At 40.7% G+C, this 22,522-nt stretch carries 25 protein-coding genes; 12 read left to right on the forward strand and 13 right to left on the reverse strand.

The features are described from left to right. Positions 1 to 26: 26 nt before the first annotated feature. Positions 27 to 884, forward strand: a complete 858-nt coding sequence (locus IQ244_RS05115; protein ID WP_193890461.1) for an acyl-CoA desaturase — start codon at positions 27 to 29, stop codon at positions 882 to 884. 150 nt (positions 885 to 1,034) lie between these two features. Here IQ244_RS05115 and IQ244_RS05120 read toward each other — a convergent pair whose 3' ends face one another. From IQ244_RS05120 to IQ244_RS05150, 8 genes are all read right to left on the reverse strand, one after another. Next, the gene (locus tag IQ244_RS05120) at positions 1,035 to 1,433 is read right to left on the reverse strand and encodes a TIGR02588 family protein (protein WP_193890463.1); all 399 of its coding nucleotides are present in this window, start codon (positions 1,431 to 1,433) and stop codon (positions 1,035 to 1,037) included. Then, a complete protein-coding gene (locus tag IQ244_RS05125) occupies positions 1,430 to 2,314 on the reverse strand; it encodes a TIGR02587 family membrane protein (RefSeq protein WP_193890465.1) in 885 nt (294 codons plus the stop codon). The genes IQ244_RS05120 and IQ244_RS05125 overlap by 4 nt, the downstream gene beginning before the upstream one ends. 235 nt (positions 2,315 to 2,549) lie before the next feature. Further along, positions 2,550 to 3,059 carry a methylated-DNA--[protein]-cysteine S-methyltransferase gene (locus tag IQ244_RS05130; RefSeq protein WP_193890467.1) on the reverse strand — a complete coding sequence of 170 codons (510 nt, stop codon included), beginning with the start codon at positions 3,057 to 3,059 and terminating at the stop codon, positions 2,550 to 2,552. Between the two features lie 417 nt (positions 3,060 to 3,476). Next, a complete protein-coding gene (locus IQ244_RS32365) occupies positions 3,477 to 3,917 on the reverse strand; it encodes a hypothetical protein (protein WP_228058744.1) in 441 nt (146 codons plus the stop codon). Positions 3,918 to 4,151: 234 nt separating this feature from the next. After that, positions 4,152 to 4,430, reverse strand: a complete 279-nt coding sequence (locus IQ244_RS32370) for a hypothetical protein (RefSeq protein WP_228058745.1) — start codon at positions 4,428 to 4,430, stop codon at positions 4,152 to 4,154. Continuing rightward, positions 4,381 to 5,292 carry an alpha/beta fold hydrolase gene (locus IQ244_RS05140; RefSeq protein WP_193890469.1) on the reverse strand — a complete coding sequence of 304 codons (912 nt, stop codon included), beginning with the start codon at positions 5,290 to 5,292 and terminating at the stop codon, positions 4,381 to 4,383. The genes IQ244_RS32370 and IQ244_RS05140 overlap by 50 nt, the downstream gene beginning before the upstream one ends. Before the next feature lie 139 nt (positions 5,293 to 5,431). Then, a complete protein-coding gene (locus IQ244_RS05145) occupies positions 5,432 to 5,863 on the reverse strand; it encodes a DUF6006 family protein (protein ID WP_193890470.1) in 432 nt (143 codons plus the stop codon). 210 nt (positions 5,864 to 6,073) lie between these two features. After that, positions 6,074 to 6,562, reverse strand: coding sequence for a DUF1772 domain-containing protein (locus IQ244_RS05150; RefSeq protein ID WP_193890471.1), 489 nt, complete (start codon positions 6,560 to 6,562; stop codon positions 6,074 to 6,076). A gap of 223 nt (positions 6,563 to 6,785) precedes the next feature. On the opposite strand from IQ244_RS05150, the gene IQ244_RS05155 reads away from it, so the two are divergent. Further along, entirely contained in the window at positions 6,786 to 7,733 is a 948-nt protein-coding gene (locus IQ244_RS05155; RefSeq protein ID WP_193890473.1) for a hypothetical protein, read from the forward strand. 193 nt (positions 7,734 to 7,926) lie between these two features. Continuing rightward, positions 7,927 to 8,256, forward strand: coding sequence for a low molecular weight protein tyrosine phosphatase family protein (locus IQ244_RS05160; protein WP_193890475.1), 330 nt, complete (start codon positions 7,927 to 7,929; stop codon positions 8,254 to 8,256). 193 nt (positions 8,257 to 8,449) lie between these two features. Here IQ244_RS05160 and IQ244_RS05165 read toward each other — a convergent pair whose 3' ends face one another. Then, positions 8,450 to 8,893 carry a hypothetical protein gene (locus tag IQ244_RS05165; protein WP_193890477.1) on the reverse strand — a complete coding sequence of 148 codons (444 nt, stop codon included), beginning with the start codon at positions 8,891 to 8,893 and terminating at the stop codon, positions 8,450 to 8,452. Between the two features lie 543 nt (positions 8,894 to 9,436). Between IQ244_RS05165 and IQ244_RS05170 the strand changes: the two genes are divergently transcribed. The 6 genes from IQ244_RS05170 to IQ244_RS05195 all read left to right on the forward strand — a co-directional run bounded on the left by IQ244_RS05170 (position 9,437) and on the right by IQ244_RS05195 (position 14,159). Further along, positions 9,437 to 10,441, forward strand: a complete 1,005-nt coding sequence (locus IQ244_RS05170) for a hypothetical protein (protein ID WP_193890479.1) — start codon at positions 9,437 to 9,439, stop codon at positions 10,439 to 10,441. Then, on the forward strand, positions 10,380 to 10,691 hold the full coding sequence (locus IQ244_RS05175; RefSeq protein WP_193890481.1) for a PEP-CTERM sorting domain-containing protein: 312 nt from the start codon (positions 10,380 to 10,382) through the stop codon (positions 10,689 to 10,691). Before IQ244_RS05170 ends, IQ244_RS05175 begins: the two co-directional genes overlap by 62 nt. A gap of 144 nt (positions 10,692 to 10,835) precedes the next feature. Further along, positions 10,836 to 11,576, forward strand: coding sequence for an RNA methyltransferase (locus IQ244_RS05180; protein ID WP_193890483.1), 741 nt, complete (start codon positions 10,836 to 10,838; stop codon positions 11,574 to 11,576). A 169-nt stretch (positions 11,577 to 11,745) separates the two neighbouring features. Then, positions 11,746 to 13,308 carry a serine hydrolase gene (locus IQ244_RS05185; protein WP_193890485.1) on the forward strand — a complete coding sequence of 521 codons (1,563 nt, stop codon included), beginning with the start codon at positions 11,746 to 11,748 and terminating at the stop codon, positions 13,306 to 13,308. 20 nt (positions 13,309 to 13,328) lie between these two features. Continuing rightward, on the forward strand, positions 13,329 to 13,694 hold the full coding sequence (gene psb28, locus IQ244_RS05190; protein WP_193890487.1) for a photosystem II reaction center protein Psb28: 366 nt from the start codon (positions 13,329 to 13,331) through the stop codon (positions 13,692 to 13,694). Between the two features lie 270 nt (positions 13,695 to 13,964). After that, positions 13,965 to 14,159 (forward strand): hypothetical protein, encoded by a 195-nt coding sequence (locus tag IQ244_RS05195; protein ID WP_193890489.1) that lies wholly within the window; start codon positions 13,965 to 13,967, stop codon positions 14,157 to 14,159. Positions 14,160 to 14,670: 511 nt separating this feature from the next. Here the strand turns inward: IQ244_RS05195 and IQ244_RS05200 are convergent. Next, positions 14,671 to 15,744, reverse strand: a complete 1,074-nt coding sequence (locus tag IQ244_RS05200) for a DUF1350 family protein (protein WP_193890491.1) — start codon at positions 15,742 to 15,744, stop codon at positions 14,671 to 14,673. A gap of 283 nt (positions 15,745 to 16,027) precedes the next feature. Here IQ244_RS05200 and IQ244_RS05205 point away from each other — a divergent pair, with 283 nt between their 5' ends. After that, positions 16,028 to 16,576, forward strand: a complete 549-nt coding sequence (locus tag IQ244_RS05205; protein ID WP_193890493.1) for a hypothetical protein — start codon at positions 16,028 to 16,030, stop codon at positions 16,574 to 16,576. On the opposite strand, the gene dprA is transcribed toward IQ244_RS05205, so the two are convergent. The 3 genes from dprA to IQ244_RS05220 all read right to left on the reverse strand — a co-directional run bounded on the left by dprA (position 16,573) and on the right by IQ244_RS05220 (position 20,264). Next, positions 16,573 to 17,691 (reverse strand): DNA-processing protein DprA, encoded by a 1,119-nt coding sequence (gene dprA / locus IQ244_RS05210; protein ID WP_193890870.1) that lies wholly within the window; start codon positions 17,689 to 17,691, stop codon positions 16,573 to 16,575. The two genes, IQ244_RS05205 and dprA, sit on opposite strands and share 4 nt — an antisense overlap. A 134-nt stretch (positions 17,692 to 17,825) precedes the next feature. After that, the gene (locus tag IQ244_RS05215) at positions 17,826 to 18,782 is read right to left on the reverse strand and encodes a DUF4351 domain-containing protein (RefSeq protein WP_193890495.1); all 957 of its coding nucleotides are present in this window, start codon (positions 18,780 to 18,782) and stop codon (positions 17,826 to 17,828) included. A gap of 27 nt (positions 18,783 to 18,809) precedes the next feature. Next, positions 18,810 to 20,264: an aminotransferase class I/II-fold pyridoxal phosphate-dependent enzyme gene (locus IQ244_RS05220; RefSeq protein WP_193890872.1), complete on the reverse strand. Its 1,455-nt coding sequence runs from the start codon at positions 20,262 to 20,264 to the stop codon at positions 18,810 to 18,812. Positions 20,265 to 20,387: 123 nt separating this feature from the next. Between IQ244_RS05220 and IQ244_RS05225 the strand changes: the two genes are divergently transcribed. Beyond that, a complete protein-coding gene (locus IQ244_RS05225) occupies positions 20,388 to 21,962 on the forward strand; it encodes an alkaline phosphatase D family protein (RefSeq protein ID WP_193890497.1) in 1,575 nt (524 codons plus the stop codon). Between the two features lie 238 nt (positions 21,963 to 22,200). Then, positions 22,201 to 22,494 carry a hypothetical protein gene (locus tag IQ244_RS05230; protein ID WP_193890499.1) on the forward strand — a complete coding sequence of 98 codons (294 nt, stop codon included), beginning with the start codon at positions 22,201 to 22,203 and terminating at the stop codon, positions 22,492 to 22,494. Positions 22,495 to 22,522 lie beyond the last annotated feature (28 nt).

A 22,522-nucleotide genomic window follows, 5' to 3' on the forward strand; every position in this document is an offset into this window, starting at 1 on the left:
TTCATGATCCATCAACGGAAATGTTTATGACTGCAAAATATCTGGCGGTTGCTCCTGAGACAGGAAATTCACCTCGCCTGAGATGGGTGAATGTGGCATTTTTTGCGACTATTCACGCCTTAGCTCTGTTGGCTCCTTGGTTTTTTTCTTGGTCAGCGCTAGGATTGCTAGTGTTTCTCCATTGGCTGTTTGGGAGTATTGGCATTTGCTTAGGATATCATCGACTGTTAAGCCATCGGAGCTTCCAAGTACCCAAGTGGTTAGAGTATGCGATCGCCTTCATCGGAGCCTTAGCCCTTCAAGGTGGGCCGATTTTTTGGATTGGTGGACACCGCCAGCACCACGCCCATACAGAAGATGTCAACTTAGATCCCTACTCTGCCAAACGGGGATTTTGGTGGAGCCATCTGCTGTGGATTATGTATCCCCGGTCTGAATTTTTTGATTATGAAATCTATAAAAAATATGCACCTGACCTGGAAAGACAACCTTTCTATCGCTGGTTAGATCGCTACTTTTTATTATTGCAAATTCCCTTGGGAATATTATTGTATGCTTTGGGCGGTTGGTCGTTTGTAGTGTACGGAATGTTCGTCCGCGCAGTCTTATTGTGGCACTCCACTTGGTTTGTCAATTCTGCATCACATATTTGGGGTTATCGTACCTTTGATGCCAATGATGAAGCACGTAACTTATGGTGGGTATCACTACTAACTCATGGCGAAGGCTGGCACAATAATCATCATACTTTTCCTCACGTAGCCAAAGCTGGTTTTCAGTGGTGGGAAATTGATATAACTTGGTGGAGTATTAAAGCTCTGAAAACATTGGGTTTAGCAAAAAAAGTCATCTTACCACCGTCGCAAGTTGCGCGTCAGAGATGAATTAGCTCACAATAGCTAAGAAAACTTCTGGCAGAATAACAAGAATAGTGGCCAGATGAAAATCCTTAATATTGCGGGTGACAATTGCTTTTATACTTGCTGATTTAGCAAAGGCATGAGTCACCCCATCCTCAAGATTATTTAATGAGATTATGGCAACTTATAACTAGCAACCCGCACAGTTAATTTCCCCTGAACAGGATTTTGACTAAATATAAATGCTCCTTCTTCCTTTTCTCCATCAGACAAAAAATCAATTTGTTGTTCTCCGGTTTCAATCAACTGATCAGCAATTTTTAATTCAGCAATAATTTGCACTGATTCCGCAGTTTCACTACCAGTATTAACTATTTCAAAAGGAACATAAAATTTTCCGTCAATTTCTCTAATCACCTGTTTTTGATTTACTGCCAAAATAGGAGGCTGATTTTTTTCATTCAGCCACATATATCCTACTAAGCTAATAATAACTGCAAGAATAGATGAAGCAATCCCGAATGTTATCCACTCAGCTAGAGAACGTTCTGGTTGTGGTTCTGTTTCCATCATATTGCTAACCTACCTGCCGCGCCGCCAATAGTTGCAGGTAATCCCAATACTAAAGTATGTTCTAACCACATCGTCCAAGGGTCAGATAAAGTTAGCTTTTGAAAGAAAAATAGCATTATTCCACTTGCTAATAAAGATACTAAATAAGATATAGTAGTTTCACTTAATGGACGCTGAAAAATACCTTTTTGCTGTCTACGTTTTTTCTGGTCGGAAAACCCAGCTTGAAAGACAATAGCATAGGAAATTACTAAAGATGTAGCCATGAGTGCTAATAGCCAAGGTGGAGAAATTGCGGCAGCCAACATAGAAACTTCATCAGTTGGGGCAATATTAAAAGCAATCACAATTGCACCTATCACCGTTGCACCTAAATCAGCGAATGTGGCATTTAAATTAGTTTGCTGATGTTGACTCTTACCATTACCTTTATGAGTATCTGATGTGGAGTTATTTTGATTACCTGCTTGGAGAAACTGGTTAGCTAATGCCACACCAAAGGTAAATGGTACACCTTCATATACAATTTTTCCTAGGGATTCTTTTAAGGATGTTTCTGGCGTGATTTCTTGCAATAACCACAACATAAATGCAGAACAAACAAATCCAATCGCCATTGCTTCTACGGTATCTATTGCGGCTTCATCAAGTCGCCAAGTATTTTTGCGTTTACGAAACCCATCTGTATAATTGAGTAAAAAAACTACAATAAACATGAAGGCGATCGCTATTGCGATTAATCTTGGTTTTGCGAGTGAGCCAATCCACCATACCTCCATTGTATAGATTAGGGGAATCCCAAATAAGAAACCTCCACAAATACCACGGACAATATCATTGATTTCTTGTTTCCAACTATTTTTATTCTGTTTTTTAGCCACTACTAATAACTACCTAATTATTTGATTATTAAATTTTTATGTGTTGTAAGATTTCCCATAAAATAGATATTTTTTACATCTATCCTAGGTTATTTTATACATATATTCTTTATCTATATCTTCCTATAGAGAGACAAAAAATCGCTTTTTAGTTAGCAAAATTGATTTCTAAAGTCAATCTCGGAACAAAGACCTAATATCAAGCTTATTCTTCAAAATTTCGACTTCTGAATTATCAATTCTGCTTTAGTTCACAATCTTCATGATTTAGCAACCAACGCTTACGTTCTAACCCTCCGGCATAACCTGTAAGTGCAGCATTTGCACCAATGACTCGATGACAAGGAAGCACAAGTGCAATTGGGTTCAGTGAATTTGCCATCCCAACAGCACGACAGGCAGTCGGCTTGCCAATTCTCGCGGCTAACTCAGTATAGGAAATAGTTTTTCCCCAAGGAATAGTTTGCAGTGCCAGCCACACTTGCTGTTGAAAAGGAGTACCACCAATGCTAATGGGAATGTGATTAAAACTTGTGCGATCGCCATCAAAATAAGCTTGAATTTTACTACTAAAACTCTGGGAATTTTTTACATATTGCAAATCAAAACTACCATAACGCCTTTGGAGCAACTTCAGCATTCTTGGTTCGTAATCAGCAAAGTCCAAGGCGCAAAGTTTATCCCCATCCGTGACAATTAAAATTGTGCCGATGGCTGAATTGATTTTGTCAACTAATAATTTCATATTGCTGTTAACATCAAGAATAATTTTGCAAATATTCTAAGCAATACATAATTATATAGGCAAATTAGTAATCGTACCAGCACACGGAATCCCCTTAATTCATTCGGGTGATGCAGTATGGGTACGATTACTGTTATGACTTAGAGTAGCAGTTGTTTGCAGATGTTGGTTTTAATATTCTGGTTGAGGTTCAGTTGCTTGAGGAGTTTGATTATTAGCTTCTACTGGAGGTGTAGGATTTGTTGGCTGATTATTACCTGCTACATTAGCTCTAAATTTCGGCATCTTATATATTTTCGCTAAAGCTTCAATCAGCGAAAATATATAAGATGCTCAGAGCTTTATCAAACTATCTTGGGCTTTCAGCCAGTTAGTATTTTGTAAATATCCTTGTCCTTGAGTAATATAAACTTTTCCTCAAGCGGGTAATGATGTAGCGACAGAACCAGTTATAGCAGTCATTCCTGCGGCGATCGCTAAGGCTGCGGGTGCTTGTTTGGTAGGTGGTAACTGTAAGTTGGTGAATAGTTTTTCGAGGGTTTTTCTACCCCCGCTAGTTAAAGCTGCTGCACCACCTGCACCTAAACCAATGACTTGCAATACCGCCGCCATGTTTTGTGATAAGTCGGCTTGTTGAACTTCTTGTCCTTCAACTTTCTGGAAAAATACTTGGCTGCTATAAGCTGTAAACGCAGCACCAATACCGAGAGAAAGCACAGCCAAAGTATTTAGTAACCAGTCACGACGTGTAGCTGGTTCTTCTTCGGAACCGACGATCGCTGGTTTGAGTTCCCACCACCAGCGATTTTGACGTTTTAATCTATCTTTCCATTGTCTGATTTGGTTATCTTTGTTCAAATTAAGTCGATATTGCTTTAATTTGTTGTCTAAAGCAATCAGTTGTCTAGCAAGTTTTTCGGGAACGGGTTTATTTCGATAAGCTTGTTCTACTGCTTCCTCTACGCCATCACGAGCTAAAAGCGCTTCTAAAAGTTGATCGGAGGAAGGAAGTTTGCTATTTTCAATTACATGGATAGTTTTTTCGTAACGAGCGATCGCTTCATTAGGTAAAGCAACAGAACGAGTGAAAGACTACCACCAATTCATCTCTGGCGGCTTCAGGTTATTTTTCCATTCATCAACAGTATCATCGTTAGCAAAAGACCAAGATTGCGCTTTTAACCGCTTGTCTAATTCAATAATTTTTTCTGTTCGATGACGCGGTGGTTGTTGTTGCTTAGTCCAAGCTTTCTCAACTGCATCACGCGCTAACAGCACTTCTAATAGTTCTTCCGAATTGGCTTTTGGTGGAGCTTCCATCTCATCCAGAGCTTCTTGGTAACGCTGGATGGCTTGTGCTTGTCTTGGCATCTAAAAATGGTAATGCGGCTTCTGTAACTTCAGCCGCATACTCTTCATACATTCCCAATGTGCCAGGAAGAGTTAGTGATTGAATTCCTGGCAACGCCGCCATCGCTGCCATTTCTTGTTTAGAATAGGGCGGAGCTTGGTTTGCCAGAATTACCAAAACAGGAACAGGTGACGATTGAAGTAGTTGGACAAATTCTTGGCGATCGCTAACTGGATCAAGTCCACCTGTGACAAAGGCCGCAGGTGCAAATCGCGCCCCAGACTGTCGCGTAATCTGCTGCTTCTGCTCAATAAACTCTGGGGTCAGACGCGACTGATCCACATAAACGTGTCTCCCATACATAAAACGCAGAAATCCCTTTGTCGTATTTGCCTGATAGAGAGCTTGACCTACAACCGGAAATCGCACTAATTGTCGTACTGCTGCGGCGAGTGGTTTGGGTACCCCCATTGTTGGTAAAGGGCCGCGCCAAGTTGGAGCAACTAAAATCAGGCAAGAACAAGCCTGGGGTTGTTCTTGCGCCAGTTGTAGAGCATACCCAGATGTATGACCTGCCGCAATCACTGCAACGGGTTCTGAGAATGTCTGTTTGACAAACGCCTGAAGCATCTGATGTAACAGTGGAGGTTGGTAGTCTAAAGCAGGGCGATCAGATTCACCAAAACCCAGCCAGTCGAGTGTAACGGCTTGATAGCGATTGGCAATTTGCTCGGCAATCTCCTTCATTTCCCAACGACTGGAAACCGTACTAAATGCGGGTAACAGCAGGACAGGTTTACCCTGCCCTATTGTGTCGTAAGCGATCGCGTAACGGTGTCGATTCCACTCAAATGAAAATTGATGCTTTGTTTTCACAGTCATCTTGATTTCCTCCAGCCTGAATCTATTTGAGTTTCAGTTACCCTGAATTTACGAGCCAAATATATTCACAAACAGTATTTTCAGGCTTTCTCTGGTTCAAGCATTCCACACTATACTTGCCCATCGATTTCAGAAATACTCATCTACGATTGCGGCATTGTAGTGGGTAGCGATTCCCCCTCCATGTTGTCCAACCATCGGCAATCTTAGTCTGGCTGTTATATCGCAGATACCAATTATCTTGCTCTGCACCTAAATAACGAATACCTAAATCTTGTTTCCGGCTGTTGGAAAAACGCTTGGCTAAAGGAACCCAAGCACTACCATTATCACTAAATCGCCCCACCAGACGCACACCTGAAGTTGTAGAACAGACATCTCCACTACAACTAGTTTGTGGGTCATCTACTACTTTCCATTGCATTCGGGCTGGTCTACCGTCGATATTGCAATCCCACAAACCAAAGAACCACTCGCCAGCAATTTGGCTGGCTTTAGCATGACTCGATAGCAATACCAAACTTGCGGGAATAATTGCCAAGCCCAAAAGCCACTTTGTGATATTTTTCATTTTGCTTTACCAGTATTGAAAGCTAGTCTGTACTGTCTTCTTACTTATATGTTTTGGCATCCCTATTTATGCAGTTAACTATGACATCGAAACTTAATATTTTTAGCTCTACCTGACTTCTCATGCTCAATTAACACAATAGGGGAAGGAAGCCATATACAGAAATACTGCGAGTCAAACAGCCTGATTATCTTTGTATAATCGGCTAATTTAATAGCGGAGTGCGATCGTAAGTATTGCTGATGCGGCTAATGCTGCTGCTGCTCGAATGTGATTCCAGAATGTCCAGTCACTCAAATAGCTGGCCCATAGCTTCACGCCTTCAGGACTATCTGGCTTAACGAGGGCTAGAGATTCGTTTAGGGGAACATTAAATACAATTGTCACGCCTATTGTACCGACAAGATAGAGTAAACTACCAACAATCAAATAGATAGCACTCGGTTGATGCCACCTGAACAGTAAGGAAACTAAAATAAAAATACAAACCGCACCTGTTCCTAAAAATACCGTCATAAATAATGGATTAATCACTGCAATATTGATTGACTGCATAGCAGTGATACCCTGTGTCGGCTGAATCCGGGACAAAGCATTCATTACAAAGGATGAGAAAGCGAAGAAAACCCCAGCCATCAACCCACAACCTAATATTGCAAACATCTTCAATAAGAAAGAAGAGTGGTCAACAGTTGCCATAAAGCCACCTATCAATTGTTGTATAACAAAACCTTTACCAACTTAGGAGCGTGAATTGATGTCTTAGCTACCTTGCCTCTCAGATTTGGCAAAAGTATTAGTCTACTGAATTTATTTTATGACTTAAGATGATTTTCAATTAAACCAACTTGTATTTAAGATTACAACTACTGAAATACTAAATTTGCAGGTAATTAACTTTCTCTGCGAACAAGGAGTCATCATGGTTTTAACTCGAAATCAACGTGCCGTAGGCGTATTTACTGATCGTCGAAATGCAGAACAGGCACTCTATGAATTGAGAGATTTTGGTTTGGCGATGGATAAAGTCTCTGTCGTTGTACAGAATGCAGACCGCAATCATGAGACTGCTGCTCAGGAAATTCAAGAATATACGTATGATATAGCTGACGAAGGTGCAACAGTAGGAGGGCTTTCAGGGGGTGCTGTTGGTGGTTTGACTGGTTTATTGGTAGGATTGGGGACTTTAGCAATCCCTGGTGTTGGGCCAATCATGCTGGCGGGAGCAGCCGCAACTGCTTTTGTTACAACCCTTGCTGGAGTAAGTCTGGGTGCTGCAACTGGGACTTTTGCGGGTGCATTAGTTGGTTGGGGAATGTCGGAGGAGCAAGCTAGAGCATATAACGAGCGAGTAGAGGGTGGAAATTATTTAATCATCGTCGATTGCACATCTTTAGAAATTGCTCAAATAGAAGCTATTCTCAAGCGTTGGGGTATTGAAGAGTTTGGTATTTATGAGCATCTTAGCAGTGAGATTGAAACTACAAATTATTTGAATACAACAACTGCTAATAAAAGTGGGATCATGACCAAGTATGGAGTTAGTTACTTTAATAACATAAGTAATGTTGAAGCGGCGATTCACGATATACGTGTCGCAGGTTTTCCAGCCAGTCAGATTTCCTTAATTTGCCAAGACTTTTCTCAATTGCTTGGCTCAACTGATGTTACTTTAAGCGATCGCTTTGATGCCATGAGGCTAGGAATGGCAGATGAGTGGGCGCGCTTTTACAATGAGCAAATTGAGCAAGGCAATTACATACTGATCGTTAGTGGTACAGATAATGAGCTTGATACATCTAGTTTAATTCTGAGCAAGTATGGTGTTCAAGAGTGCCAAATTTATGACCCGATGTTAATTCGTTATTAAAAGCAAGTGATACTATTAAAACCGAAAATATTATTTGAGTTTTAGAAGTTGCTACAACGCAGGGAACTTCCACAACGCACTGGCTTCCCTGCGGTACCCTACAGGAAGCCGCTGGCGTGTCTACGATTTTCCCTAAACTGTGAGTAAGTCCTAAATAGAACAAGAGCTAGGCAAAATATGAGAAAATTAATTAATGAAGAAACTGCTATTTATCTGTAGTCAAAATAGATTGCGTAGTCCTACGGCTGAGGTAGTTTTCGCTGAATATGAAGGACTTGAAACTGACTCGGCAGGGTTAGACCACTATGCAGTAGTAACAGTTTCCACAGAAGCTATTGAATGGGCTGATATCATTTTTGTCATGGAACAGTCCCATAAAAGAAAGTTGAGCAAAAATTTTCAACCCTTTCTAAAAAATAAGAAAATTATCTGCTTAGATATACCCGATGAATTTGAATATATGGAACCAACTTTAATTGAGATTTTCAAGAAAAAGGTATTGCCTATATTAGGCTCTTATTAAAGAAAGTAGGGAACAGGGTTGACAGTCTTGGTGTGGATGAATTTTGCTGTCAATTCTGTATCTTTTGTAAGTGCATATTCCTATAAAATAAGCATAATATAGCGATTTTCATTCCCGTGGGAGAAAGACAACTTCCTCAATTATTTTCCTGAACATTCCACAATAACCGCTATATTCTGCTCTATATAAAATTTTATTTACCAGAGCAATAGGTATTAATTTCACCCACTATTGCACCTTCTTCACCACTACTCTTTTTCAAAGATGTTAAAGAAGCATTTGCTGCTTTGAGATTTTTTTTATCTATAGCAGCAGCGGTATCGCGTAAACCCTTACTTGTATCCTGATATAACTTGATAAATCGCCCCTGAAAGCCTTGCAATTTTTCGTCTTTAATTTCTAAACCTTTCATTTCACTAGCAAAAGTATCTATTTTGCCTGCTACTTCTGTTAATGCTTTAGAGCCTTTTTCTCGTTGCGGATTTTTGCTGAATTCTTGACTCAATGTGACTGCCTGATTAGCAACTTTGATAATTTTATTGCATTGAGCTACTTTGCTTTCACCGCAGCCTGTAAATAGAATTGCGATCGCCGCAGTTGTGGAAAGCATCACAGTTCTTTTAACAAAACTTTGCATTTTTTTGGTATCTCCTACATATTATTTCAGACAATAGGCAGCGATCGCAAAAATACTCCTGAAAACAATGAGTTTTAATTTTTGCTTACTTCTAGCTTACTTTTAGCCCTGCTAATTTATACTGCATGATTTTGAAGATGCGTATTAAAGGTTATTAATTTAACAAAACTTAAAGTTATACCTCTCCGTTGAGCAAAATCACAGGCGATCGCTTAATTATACCTATTAAACTTTAGTGAAGTGTGATTGTGTGTTGCGCTACTCCACAAATTTGTGTCGTTATGACCGCGAACTATGTCGTTATAAAACGAACTGTTGTGGTTGAAAAGTATGAAGTTTTTGTATTGCCTTTATGTGATTTTCATGAAAACTAAATATTTTAATCAGTAGAAAAATACTCAATTTTATAATTCACATAGTTGCAAACTTTGCATTTAACTTATTGACAGATAAAAATCAAAAAAAAAGATAAATGCAACTTTTTGATAGCTAAGTTTTGCCCTGCGAGTTGACATTTAACGAGGAGCAAATTGCATGTTAAAGATGAGTAACTTAAAAACAAAAATGCAAAATCTAGCAGTTATCAGTAGTACTAGTGTGCTGATGACACTTGGGATAAACGTTTCTGCAACGGCAGCAATTGTTTATGATATTACTGACCTTGGCACTCTTCCAGACCAACTTTATACTATTCCCAATGATATTAATGATGCTGGTCAAGTAGTAGGTAGGACTGGCGGTAATGGGGGTTTTTCACCCACACGTTCCTTTTTTTGGAGCCAAGAAAATCGTATTACCGACCTTGGGATCATTCCAGGTGCGTACTTGAATTATAGTGCAGCTGAAGCAATCAATAATTCTGGTCAAGTAGTAGGAAATATCGGCAGATTAGGACTCATCAAACCAAATGAAGTTAATATCCGCGCTTTCGTGTGGAGCCGCGAGACTGGCGTTAGAGACTTTGGTAATTTACTTAATTTCTTTGGAAACATAAATGTTAACGATATCAATAATGCGGGACAAGTGGTGGGTTCAAAGTCTGCGGTGAACGGAGCAGGCAGAACCTTTTTGTGGAATCCAGAGACAGGGGTTACAGAGTTTGGTAATTTTATTCCAAATGAAACTTCTAATGCTCCTATTGCTATCAATAATCTTGGTCAGACGTTAGTAGTTGCTTATTCTGAAAGTGGCTATTATTTCAACTTTTTACGGAGCAGTGATGGTAGTATTACCGAAATTAATGGTCTCCCCAATTCTGATGGTACTGACTTAGCTGATATTAATGATGTTGGTCAGGTAGTGGGAATATCTACATATATCGGTACTGGCCCCAATGGTGAAGACCTTGGTACAGATGATGCCTTTATTTCCTTTGTGCGGAGTAGTAACGGTAGTATCATAGCCATTGACCCTATCCCTGGCTACGAATATACTCTCGCCAGAGGTATAAATAATCTCGGTCAAGTAGTCGGACAATCTTACTCTTATGTCGCCCAAGCTCCAGCACCTGCTTTCTTCTGGAGCAGCAAGCAGCACAGGTACACTTGACCTCAACACTTTAATTGAGCCAAGTTTAAATTGGCGACTATTGGACGCAACAGCTATTAATACTCAAGGGCAGATTATTGGTAGAGGAATTTATCAAAATCAGGCACGAGCTTTCTTGCTAACTCCTAGGTCTACTACTGAACCTGTACCAGAACCGATAACAATGGGCGGTACACTGTTAGGCGGAGTTGGTTTAGCTTATCTGCGTCGCCGTCAGTGTCAGTTGCGTTCTTCCAAAATTGCAGGATAAATGATTGCTTAAGTAAAAACGCTCAGAAAAACTTTCATTAGGGGTATGAGAAAAATATTATCCTCATACCTCTATGCTTTTTTATGTAGGTTTTAATTACGAATTATGTAAAATGCACAAAGTAAAACACACAGGAGATAAACAATGGGATTAACTGGGGTCAGAATTGTGTTGGTAGAACCAGCTGGCCCAATGAATGTGGGTGCGATCGCCCGCGTGATGAAAAATTTTGGTTTGTACAACCTGATATTAGTTAACCCCCAATGTGACCGGCGATCGCCAGAAGCAATGAAAATGGCAGTCCATGCCAAAGACATTTTAGAATCTGCGGTAGTGGTGGCAACTTTGCCAGAAGCATTGCAAGGATGTGTCAGAGCGATCGCTACAACTGCGCGTGTGCGTGATTGGGGAACACCTCTGGAAGCACCCCGCAGCGCCTTACCGTGGTTACTAGAAGAACCAGAAAAACCCTCTGCCCTCATTTTTGGCAGAGAAGACCGCGGATTAAGTAATGAAGAATTAAATTATGCCCAACGATTTGTTTGCATTCCTAGCAGTGAGATTTATCCGTCTTTAAATTTAGCGAGTGCTGTCGGGATTTGTTGTTATGAACTGGCACAACACGGAGAAATCCGGCAACCTCAGACTATCCAAAAGACAGAATTAGCACCTTTAGAGCTTGTGGAAGCATACTACCAACAATTAGAATCACTGCTGTTAGACATTGGTTATATATATCCCCATACAGCAGCTAGTCGGATGGAAAAATTTCGGCAGCTATATAATCGCGCCCGACTGACCACCAATGAAGTAGCTATGTTGCGGGGGATTTTTCGCCAAGTAGAATGGGCGCTAAATAATCGTAATGATGATGAAAACCTATGATGTATCGATTAATATATACGCAACCTCCCCCAAAATAGATAATATGGCTTAAACTAAACACACTACTGAGTAAGTAGTAAAACTTGATTTCAGCACCAAGCTGTATGAACAGTCAGTTTTAGGCCGGGAGTCTGCAAGAAAAAATTCGAGTGAGTCACAAGGAGTAGCAGTGACAGAATCAAGTGACAAACTAAGAGCTTTCTCGCGGCGACAACCCGTAAATGGCCGCCAGCGATCGCGCAAAGCTCCAAAAGTGGAACCAAAAAAAGCGAAAGTTCCCGTTCCGCAAACAAAGCAACGTCCTCTGGTCAGAGAACCGATGCTTGCGCCTAGTGCAATTGCTATCGGTGGCGTTCCTCGGCCAAAACAAGGGCTAGTTATGCCAACGGCTGTTAAACCTATCCCCAGGAAACCAGTTAATGTACCTCCCTCCCAAACCGGCACTGTCAAGGTAAAAACAGTGCGGGTGCAAAAACCGCCACAAACCAAAGTAACCAGAAGAGTGTCGAAAAAGACGCGGTTAAAGCCAATGGCCAGAACGATGTTATATATCCTGCGGTTGTTGATCGTAGGAGTTGGCATGGGTGCGATCGTTGGTACAATATTGTCAGTTTTAGACCCAGCTAATCGCATCAATTCAAATTCTTCCGTATCGTCTAACGCCAATAATTCTGGTCAAGTTCAGCCACAAAGCACTCCTAATCCCACAATTCCCACTTCAGGTTTATATCTCTCTCAAGAAATTACCTCACTCAAAAATACTGTCCAAAATTTAGCCGCAACCACCCCAGACCTCACCCCTGGCATTTTCTTGGTAGATTTAGATAATGGCGGTTATGTAGATATCAATGCATCTGTAGGTTTTCCCGCCGCCAGTACCATTAAAGTACCAATTTTGGTAGCGTTTTTCCAAGATGTTGATGCAGGTAAAATCCGTCTGGATGAAATGCTGACCATGCAACAAGATATGGTAGCCGGTGGTTCTGGAAATTTCCAATTTAAACCAGTCGGGACACAGTACAGTGCCTTGGAAGTTGCCACCAAAATGATTACCATCAGCGACAATACAGCTACAAATATGCTGATTGCTCGGCTGGGAGGCATAGACGCATTAAATCAGCGTTTTCGCAGTTGGGGATTCACAACAACAATTATTAAAAATAAACTGCCAGATTTACAAGGAACAAACATCACCAGTCCCAGAGAATTGGGGAATTTGATGGCGATGGTGAATCAAGGAAACTTTGTGAGTCTGCGATCGCGCGATATCATGCTTGATATTATGCGTCGTACAGAAAGAGATAATCTACTCCCATCTGGTTTAGGCGCAGGCGCAAGAATTTACCACAAAACAGGCGATATTGGCACAATGCTGGCAGATACGGGTTTAGTTGATATTCCCAATGGCAAGCGATACATCATTTCTGTGATGGTCAAACGTCCCAATAATGACCCCCGCGCCGAAAAATTAATCAGTTCAATTTCTCGGACTACTTATGACAATCTCAGTCAAAGTACTTCACCTAATACCATAAATAACAATATCCCAATAACTAATTATCCGTCCCCAGGCATTAGTTCTCCCGTACCTAATAATACAACTGGTGTGATGCCTATGAGTGGTTATCAACAACCGATAATTAATCCTGTTGTACCACCTAACAACATACCCATGAGTGGTTATCAATCACCCGTTATTAATCCACAATCGCAATATTACCCCCCAAGATAATTTCTCAATTTGGATTACTCATGACATCTACTCCACCCTCAATTCAGTTTTTTGCAGGTATTTTTGAAGAACTCAGTAATGTTAGTTTGCGACGTGGCAAAGTTTCAGATAAACGTATCGTCGCTATGACTTTTAATAAATTACAAGCTTTGGACGGATTTAATAGTTTTACAAAACCATCTTTAAATTCCTTACTATTGACTGATGAAGAAGGTGAAATTAGTGTCATTCCTTCCTCAACTCGCTTTATTTTTGGTGGTGATGAAGGCGATGAGTTACAACGGGTAGAATGTCAATTTGAAATTGAACAAGATAATCATTGGGAACGCTTTATGCGCTTTATGCAGCGTTACTCTGAAGCTAATGATATGGAGTATCAAGGTTGATTTCACTCTCAAGCAGCTTGGGATTTAGGGGTATAGCAGTAGAATGGGTAATGTCCACAACATAAAAATCAGGTTTTAACGAACTTTTCAGCATTGCCTGACTTTAATTGCTATAAACTAGCTGGTGCCAAGATACAAATTCATGAGTATTTTACGAGTATTGGGCAGTGCTTGATTGAATACTGGTTTTAATTATGATGAATAATAGGAGAAGTTTGCCCATATAGACAATAGTAACATTTCATCACAATTAAAAGGTTAGAAAAATTTATGCGCCGAAATCAAACTATTATCGCAAGTACCATAGGCACATTAGCAGCAATATCCATAGGCTATTTCGGAGTTCAAATATTTGGACGAGACACAATGTATGGAGTGAGTGCTGGAATGTTTGGAATTGGTGCAGGTGAGTATCTTGGTCAAGTTATTTCCAAGAAGAAGCAGCGGCGAGTAGTACTGATATAGTATTCCTCGTTTTAGTGAGGTACATTTACTGGCAGTCAGAGGCTAGAGACTAGAGAAGTTATCCCTTGTATGATTGGGAACTGCTATATAAATGAATAGGTGAGTAGAAATACGAGTAAGAGTCTCAGGGTTTTTCAGGAATACTGTGGTGGTGGATACTGGCTTTGAATGGGAATAATACCTAAAACCATTACGGAGTAATACTGATGGAAGAATACCTAATAGAAGCGATAGGTCTAGGTAGTCCTCAAATCATACCCTAACCATTACAAAAACTTGAAACAGAACTACAACAACAAGTTACAATCTACGATTTTGCGGACTTGCTGCTAAAAAACGAACCACCGAGAATTGAACATCACCAGACTGAATAATATAGTGATAAAAATTCAGTTACTGTAGGCAAGTAATCATTGCTTTGACTTGTCTACAGTATTAATTTTGCCAAAGAAAATTTGATAACTCTCAACTATATTAGGGGCGAAGTGACGTTCGCCCCTACATCTACACATTATTTTTTCTTTTGATCTTGGCGCTTTTGTTCTAGATAATTTAGTAATTTAAGTACGTAAACTTCAAATTCTGCATTTCTTTGGTTGACAGATTCAATAGGCGGAACAGAAAAAGTATCGGGAAAATTCAAAACTACATTTCCTAGACGTAATCCTAAAGGTCGTAAATGTCCTCCTTTAAGTTTGGCTCGAAAATCTTCTGGGGGCTTTTTCAAGTGATTAAAGAACCACTCCCGTGTAGATTTGCCGATATTGTCTAAAGGAAAATAAACTAAGCCCAGTAAATTAAATAAATTGCTGTTTTCGATTAAAGCTTCGGTTTCTGCGGGGGTTGGTTTAACGTTAAAACCAAGTCTGATAATAAAATCTGCTAAAGCTTTGGGTTTAATGGCGCTGTCTAAACCAGTATTGACTGGTGCTAATAGTAGAGATGCTTGGCTTTTAATAAAGATGCTGTTAATTTTGACATTTGATTCATCAAAATCAGTTTGGCTTTGTGCCGTATCTTGATTGACATAATAGGAAGTTAATTTTTTGGCTTTTGAGCTTTGATTTTCCAGATCTCGAATGAGATTTTCTAAATCATTAACAATTTTTTGGACTTTTTTTGCTTGTTTTTCTGGAGATAAATTACCAGAAGTTTGTTTGACTATTTTCCAAATAAACGCTTCTAGTTGGTCTTGTTTTTTAGGTAAAGCGCTGAATGCTTCTAAGAGGGCAATATATTTACAACCAATACTATGACCTATCCAGGAAAAGTTAGAATCATCTAGATATGTTTTGTACTCATAACCTGATAATTCTGCCATTCTGACTAATTCTGGGATGAGTTTATATTGTTCTTTGATGAGAAAACCCGCCTCTGCATAATGGTCAAAAGTAAAGTTAAATGGCAGGAGAATGATTGTATAGCCTTGCTTAAATATACATTCAAGCAGATGGCGATAAAAAAACATCGGGACAAATGTCCCAAAAAAAGCCCCACCAATAAATTGAATTACGCCTTTAGGTTGCGGATGCAGCGCCACCCAACTAAAAGACACAGGTTTAAATCTCAAGTGTAAATTCGTCATGTTTGTAATTGAATAACAGTACAAATTGAGGGTATTCTCAGTCGTGAGAACACACATTGATAATCATCTGTCCAGATAAAATTATGTAACTTCTCAAAATCTCATTTGATTTAGAAGTTGTGGTATTTATGTTTGTGGTTTGTCATTAAATACTTCGCGTTAACCGCTTATTACGCTGCTTGTAACTTTTCTTTACAATTGCCCGCTTTGTCTTGTAGCGTTGTAATCTGCGATCGCCTCAATATAAAATTAATGCTTGTGGCAGTTAACATCTGGAGACTTTATGCCCAAGCTCAACGTTAAGCAGAAAAACTGGTTACTTTCAGCCCATGTTGCATCTGGGAGCATTTGGTTTGGTACGGCTTTGAGCATGGTAGCGATCGCACTGAAAAATACTCATACTACTAATGGTGATGAACTATATGCAATTAATGCAGCTTTAAAATTCCTAGATGATTTTGTGATTATTCCCACAGCAAACCTGTCTTTACTCACAGGCGGATTGCTTTGCTGGCTAACGATTTGGGGATTTTTCAAACATTACTGGGTAATTGTCAAATGGGTGGCGACAGTCACTTTGATTAGTACCGGGACAGTTTGGCTAGGGCCTTGGTTAAACGCAGCTACGAGTATTTCGGATGTAGAGCGATCGCAAGCCTTAAGCAATCCCCTGTACACTTTTGATATTAAGGGTGTTCTGATCGGTGGTGCAATTCAAGTTTTATGTATACTGGCCATAATTACTATTTCCGTGCTGAAACCTTGGGGTAGAAGAATAGTCAAATCACCAGAACCATCTACATCATTAAACAGTGAGACAAAAGTAAATTAAATTTTCTGATACCGCATTCCGGGGAGTTGGGAGACTACACCCATAAGTTCTAGTTGTAATAAAAGCCCAGAAACAGCACTAGCCGGAATGCCTGTTGTTTGAACGATCGCATCAAAAGGTAAAATATTACAGGCGATCGCATCAACTATCTGTTGCATGGGCGGTGATAAATTCGGCAAATTTAACTTTTCTGTAGTTGGGGAAGTAGTTACTATATCTAGTTTTGGGACTGCACCCAATAGACTTAATAATTCATCTAATTCTCGAAAAATTATGGAAGCGCCTTGGGAGATTAACTTTAAACAACCTTGGGATGGGTAATCATCTACTCTTCCCGGTAGTGCATAGATATCTCTGCCAAAATCGTTGGCGTAGGTAGCAGTAATTAACGCCCCAGATTTTAAAGGTGCTTCCATCACCAAAATTGCTCGACTTAAGCCAGCAATAATTCGATTGCGTCGGGGGAAATGGGCGCGATCAGGTGGGGTTTTGGCAGGATATTCACTCAAAACTAAACCTGCGCCTAAAATCTGCTTGTACAAATCTCGATTTTTGTGGGGATAAATGACATCTACACCTGTTCCTAAAACTGCGAGGGTGCGTCCTCCAGCTTTGATTGTGGCGCTATGACTTTCGGTATCAATTCCCTCCGCCATCCCCGAAACAACAGTGAAGCCATTTTGCGCTAAAGCTGTGCTAATTTGGCGAGTCCAACGAATCCCATAATCAGAAGGTTGGCGAGTTCCGACAATTCCCACCATCGGTTTTTGTCCAAGATTTTCTTGTAAATCAACTTCACCCCGATAGTACAAAACTGGTGGCGGACTGGGTGTTTCTAATAGCAAGCGGGGATAGTCTGCATCGGCTGGTGTCCAGAAATGGGGGTTTTCTTGTTGGTGTTGGTTCAGTAACTGTTCTGGATGTAACTGCGATCGCATTTTGATTACCTTCGTCAAGGTTTGCAAACCAAAACCTTCCACTTCTCCCAATTCCGCCTTACTAGCTTCCCAAGCGGTAGATAAACTGCCAAAATACTGTTGTAATCGTTGTAATAAAACTGGGCCAATTCCCGAAATTTGCGCCCAAGCTAACCAATACGCCCGTTCTTCTACCACTTGCTGATCCTCACACCCACTCTCGTTGAGTATTCCCAAATCATCCGCAGTAGCTACAGTTTTTTTCAAAAATAGGTGATAGGGGATAGGTTACAGGGGACAGAGTTAACAAGGATGTCTTAAATACTTGGCTATTACTGCATTGATCTGTTTTGTTTGAGCCAATCAGTTAAATTAGACAAATGGGAAAAATCTAACAAGGCTTCTCCTAAAGCTTCCAGTTGAGGTAGAGATAAAATAGCAATTTGCGATCGCACTTCCTCCGGCAATTCTCCCACCTTGCGGCTTAATAATCGCAGAACGAGCGATCGGGCTTCTCTCTCGGCTCCTTGTTCAATGCCTTGTTCAATGCCTTGTTCAATGCCTTGTTCAATGCCTTGTCTCATCCAACTGGTGACAATTTCCATCACGTCCTCCTGGTTATTCATTTCCAGTCTATCAATCTCCTCTTGAAACACCTGCTCTTCTTGCTGGTTTAACTGTAAATAGGTATCCACGAACCCAGAAATTAAGCGTGTGCGGGCGGGATCTAGCTTTAAGGTTGCCAAAAGTCGCAAACATTCGACTTTGACTTTCGGTCGGTCTGATGGTGCAATCTGCATTTTTGCCATTAAGGCCGCTGCTACCGGATTGGGTTGATTGAGATAATCACGCCAGTTAAGTCGATTGAGTTGAATCGCTGTGAAGTTGAATTCTAATACCTTCAAGTTGGGAAACTCAACTATGTGGTTATGAGGTTCTTCTCGGTATGGTTGATCAAAGGAGAACACCACAATCGGATAAACACGCTGCAAATATTTCTGATACAGTCGGGCAAAGTAGAAAAACATTCGACGGCTGAATTCTTGCTCGGCATAAGATTGGGTTTCGATATGTACTAAAAATCCAACTTCTTCTCCTGCTTGTCGCACTTCTACCAGCAAGTCAATTACTTTATCTTCTCCTGCGGTGAGGTCAGCAAAGTATTCCTGGGGTAGAAAACGGATGGAGTTGGGATCTATTGTACTGGCAATGTCTGGTAAAAATAACTCCAGAAACTCAATGAAGAAAGTCGAAAGTAATTCTTTGAATAGGCGATCATGTTCTGGCATTTCCACCCCTTTTTATCTGGCAACACCCTAATTTTTCACAACTTTTAAAGTTTGCATACTTGAATCTGCACATCCACTAATTATCCCACCCATTGCTTGAATTTGTTGCAGATATATTAAAGCTGCTGTGGTAATCACTTCTCCTGGCATTAAAACGGGGATTCCGGGAGGATAGGGACAGACAATTTCGGCACAAATGCGATCGCTTGTTTGTTCTATTGGTAAGGTTTCATGAGCAGCAAAAAACGCCGTTCGGGGTGATATCTGCACAGTATACTCGGCAAAATTCTGCTCAAGTGGAATCTTGTTCACAACTCTGTGACGGTGATACTTTTCGGCAAGAATTTGACAAGCTTGAATTAATTGCTGAATATCGTTGATGCTGTTTCCCAAACTAATAATAAAAGTCAAATTATGTAAGGAAGAAAATTCCGCAGTCACACCTAGTTTTTCATCTAAAATTTCCTCTGCCTCAAATCCAGTTAAACCCAAATTACTGACGTTAATTGTTAACCGAGTTCTATCTAATTCCCGAAAGCCGGGTGATAATTGTGGTGACAAAATTGCTAAATCGGGGATTTGGTTGATTTGGTTTCTGGCTATATCTGCAAGTTGCAAAGTCCGCGACATAAGTTGTTCACCATTCAGCGCCATTTGTTGACGTGCGGCATCTAACGAAGCTAAAAGTATGTAACTCGGACTGGTAGACTGAACAAGTTGCAGAGCTTTACTGATGCAATCGCTATCTATTCTCTCACCTTGAATATGTAACATCGATGCTTGTGTCATCGCACCAAGTACTTTATGAATTGACTGCACAGTTAAATCTGCACCTGCGGCTAAGGCTGGGGTAGGTAATTCAGTATGAAAAGCGAAATGTGCGCCGTGGGCTTCATCTACTAATAAAGGAATATTATATTGATGGGTAATATGGGCGATCGCACTTAAATCTCCGCAGACACCGTAATATGTCGGATAAACTGTCAACACTGCTTTAGTATCAGGATGCTGTTTTAGAACAGCTTCTAATGTATTTGGTGTGATGCTGTGAGCAATATTAAAAACTGAGTCATATTCGGGATTGATAAAAATTGGTATCGCCCCAGAAAGAATTAAACCAGCGATCGCTGAAGAATGCACATTGCGCGGCAAAATAATTTTATCGCCTGTACCACAGGTAGCGAGAATTGCTGCCTCAATCCCACAGGTAGAACCATTAATAAGAAACCATGTTTGTGAAGCACCAAACGCTGCTGCTGCTAATGCTTGGGCGGCTTGAATTACACCTTGGGGAGAAGACAAACTATCTAACTCAGCTAATTCCGTTAAATCTGCCCGAAATAACTTTTCGCCCAGTAAATCAGCCAATACTGGCGATATTCCTTGACCCCGCTTATGTCCAGGAGTGTAAAACGGGGCGTGAGGCTTGATTGTACAAGCTTTGAGTGCATCTAATAAAGGTGCTTCCTTCTGGTTGAGCATTAATCTAGCGGTTCCTACTGACTCAAGTTTCACACTTCACACTTTTAATTTTTCCTTAATCTGTGCTTGATTATCGGTTGATAAGTTCATCCCATTTATAGGGCAAATTCCTTAAGGGTGGATATGGATTTTATCAATTGCGATCGCCTATTATCAAATCGTTATAAACGGCGGAGTGTTTTACTGGGTGCGGGATTTTTTACAGGTTTAGCATTAACCAGCCAATGGCAACCAGCATTAGCAACATCCAGATTTTCCAGCTATCCCTTTACCTTGGGTGTAGCGTCTGGCGACCCATTACCAGATAGTGTGGTGTTATGGACAAGGTTAGCACCCGACCCCCTAAATGGTGGTGGAATGCCACCAAGAAACGTAGTGGTACACTGGGAAGTCGCCCTAGACGAGAATATGCGAAAAGTTGTCCGACGTGGTAAAACTTTAGCGATCGCAGATTTAGCCCATTCAGTACACGTTGATGTGCAAGGTTTAGACTCTAACCGTTGGTATTGGTATCAGTTCCGCGTCGGGAATGAACTTAGCCCCATCGGTCGAACTCGGACAGCACCAGCATTCCATAGTTACATCAAACAACTAAACTACGCTTTTGTGTCTTGCCAAGATTGGCAAAATGGCTTTTACACCGCCTACCGCCATCTAGCTGAAGAAGATATTGAATTAGTTGTACATTTAGGTGATTACATTTATGAGTACGGGCCAGAAACAGGCGGGCCGCGTCAGCATAATAGCCCAGAAATTATGACTCTGAAAGACTACCGCGATCGCCACGCCCTTTATAAAACTGACCCAAATTTGCAAGCGGTTCATGCAGCCTTTCCTTGGATAGTCACCTGGGACGACCACGAAGTAGAAAACAACTACGCCAACTTAATTTCTGAAGATAACGTCAACCCAGAACTATTTGCCCAACGTCGCGCCAACGCCTACAAAGCCTACTACGAACATATGCCATTGCGTTTGTCTTCATTTCCTAATGGTGCGAATGCCCAGCTTTATCGGCGCTTGAGTTATGGCAACTTAGCGCAGTTTCACGTTTTAGATACTCGTCAATATCGCACAGACCAACCTTGTAATGATGGACTCAAACCCCGTTGTGTGCAAGCCTATGACGAAAATGCCACTATGACAGGCTCAGAGCAAGAACGCTGGCTCTTCAAGGGGCTAGACCAATCTCGCGCCCGTTGGAATATTATTGCCCAGCAGACAATGTTTGCTCAATTTGATTTTGATGCCCGTCCTGAGATTGGATTATTCAATGTAGACCAATGGGATGGTTATGTAGCCGCACGTAATCGCATTGTGAACTATCTCAACTATCACCGACCTTCTAACCCTGTGGTAATTACAGGCGATATCCATTCCAGTTGGGTACACGACATCAAGCTTGATTTTAATAATCCCGCTTCCGTAACTGTAGCGACTGAGTTCGTCGGTACTTCCATTACCTCCGACTTTCCCACCTCATTCATTGCACCAGTGCAAGCTGCATTAAGAAGTAATCCCCACACCAAGTTTTTTGATGGTGCATTCCGGGGTTACGTCCGTTGCCAAGTTACGCCTAAACAGTGGCAAAGTGATTATCGGGCAGTTTCTAGCATTGTTGACCCCACTGCTTCTATCAGCACCCTAGCTTCCTTCGTTGTCCAAGATGGGCAACCAGGAGCATATCGACAAGCTTAATTTTGGCGATCCTGTTAATAACTAGATTGTTGTAGGTGGGCAAATACCACCTACACTTTTTGCATAATTTCATAGAGGAGAATATGAAGTTTTGTTAAGCAATGCGTAATTCTTCGGAGTCACTCTGAATTGATCAATAGAGAGAAAAAGTTCACACCTCAAGCTCGTGACTTGTAACTCAGCAATGCTAAACAGCTAAATTCATTTGTCTAATACATTAAAAGGCCAACCAAAATCTATGCAATCCCAAGAAACAGAACCAACAGTTCTTGATTCGCAAATATTACCAGAGTTATACGCTGATTTGTCCAAAGAAATATACAGTAGTCTAAATCATGATAAACTAGTTCAATTATTAGAAAAATATGGTCTGTCAGATTTAGAATCATTTCAATTACAGTTCTTAATCGACTTAAGTCAAGTTAAGTCTAGCCAAGAAAATCAAGGAATTTTGCCTAGTATTACCCCGCCAAAGGTTAAATTACAGTGTTATTACCAAAATGGACAATGGTATAGCTGTGGTTTTCCTTAAAAATACACTGCATCTTGCTTATACAAAG

It is taken from the genome of Nostoc sp. LEGE 06077 (assembly GCF_015207705.1).
Lineage (GTDB): Bacteria > Cyanobacteriota > Cyanobacteriia > Cyanobacteriales > Nostocaceae > Nostoc_B.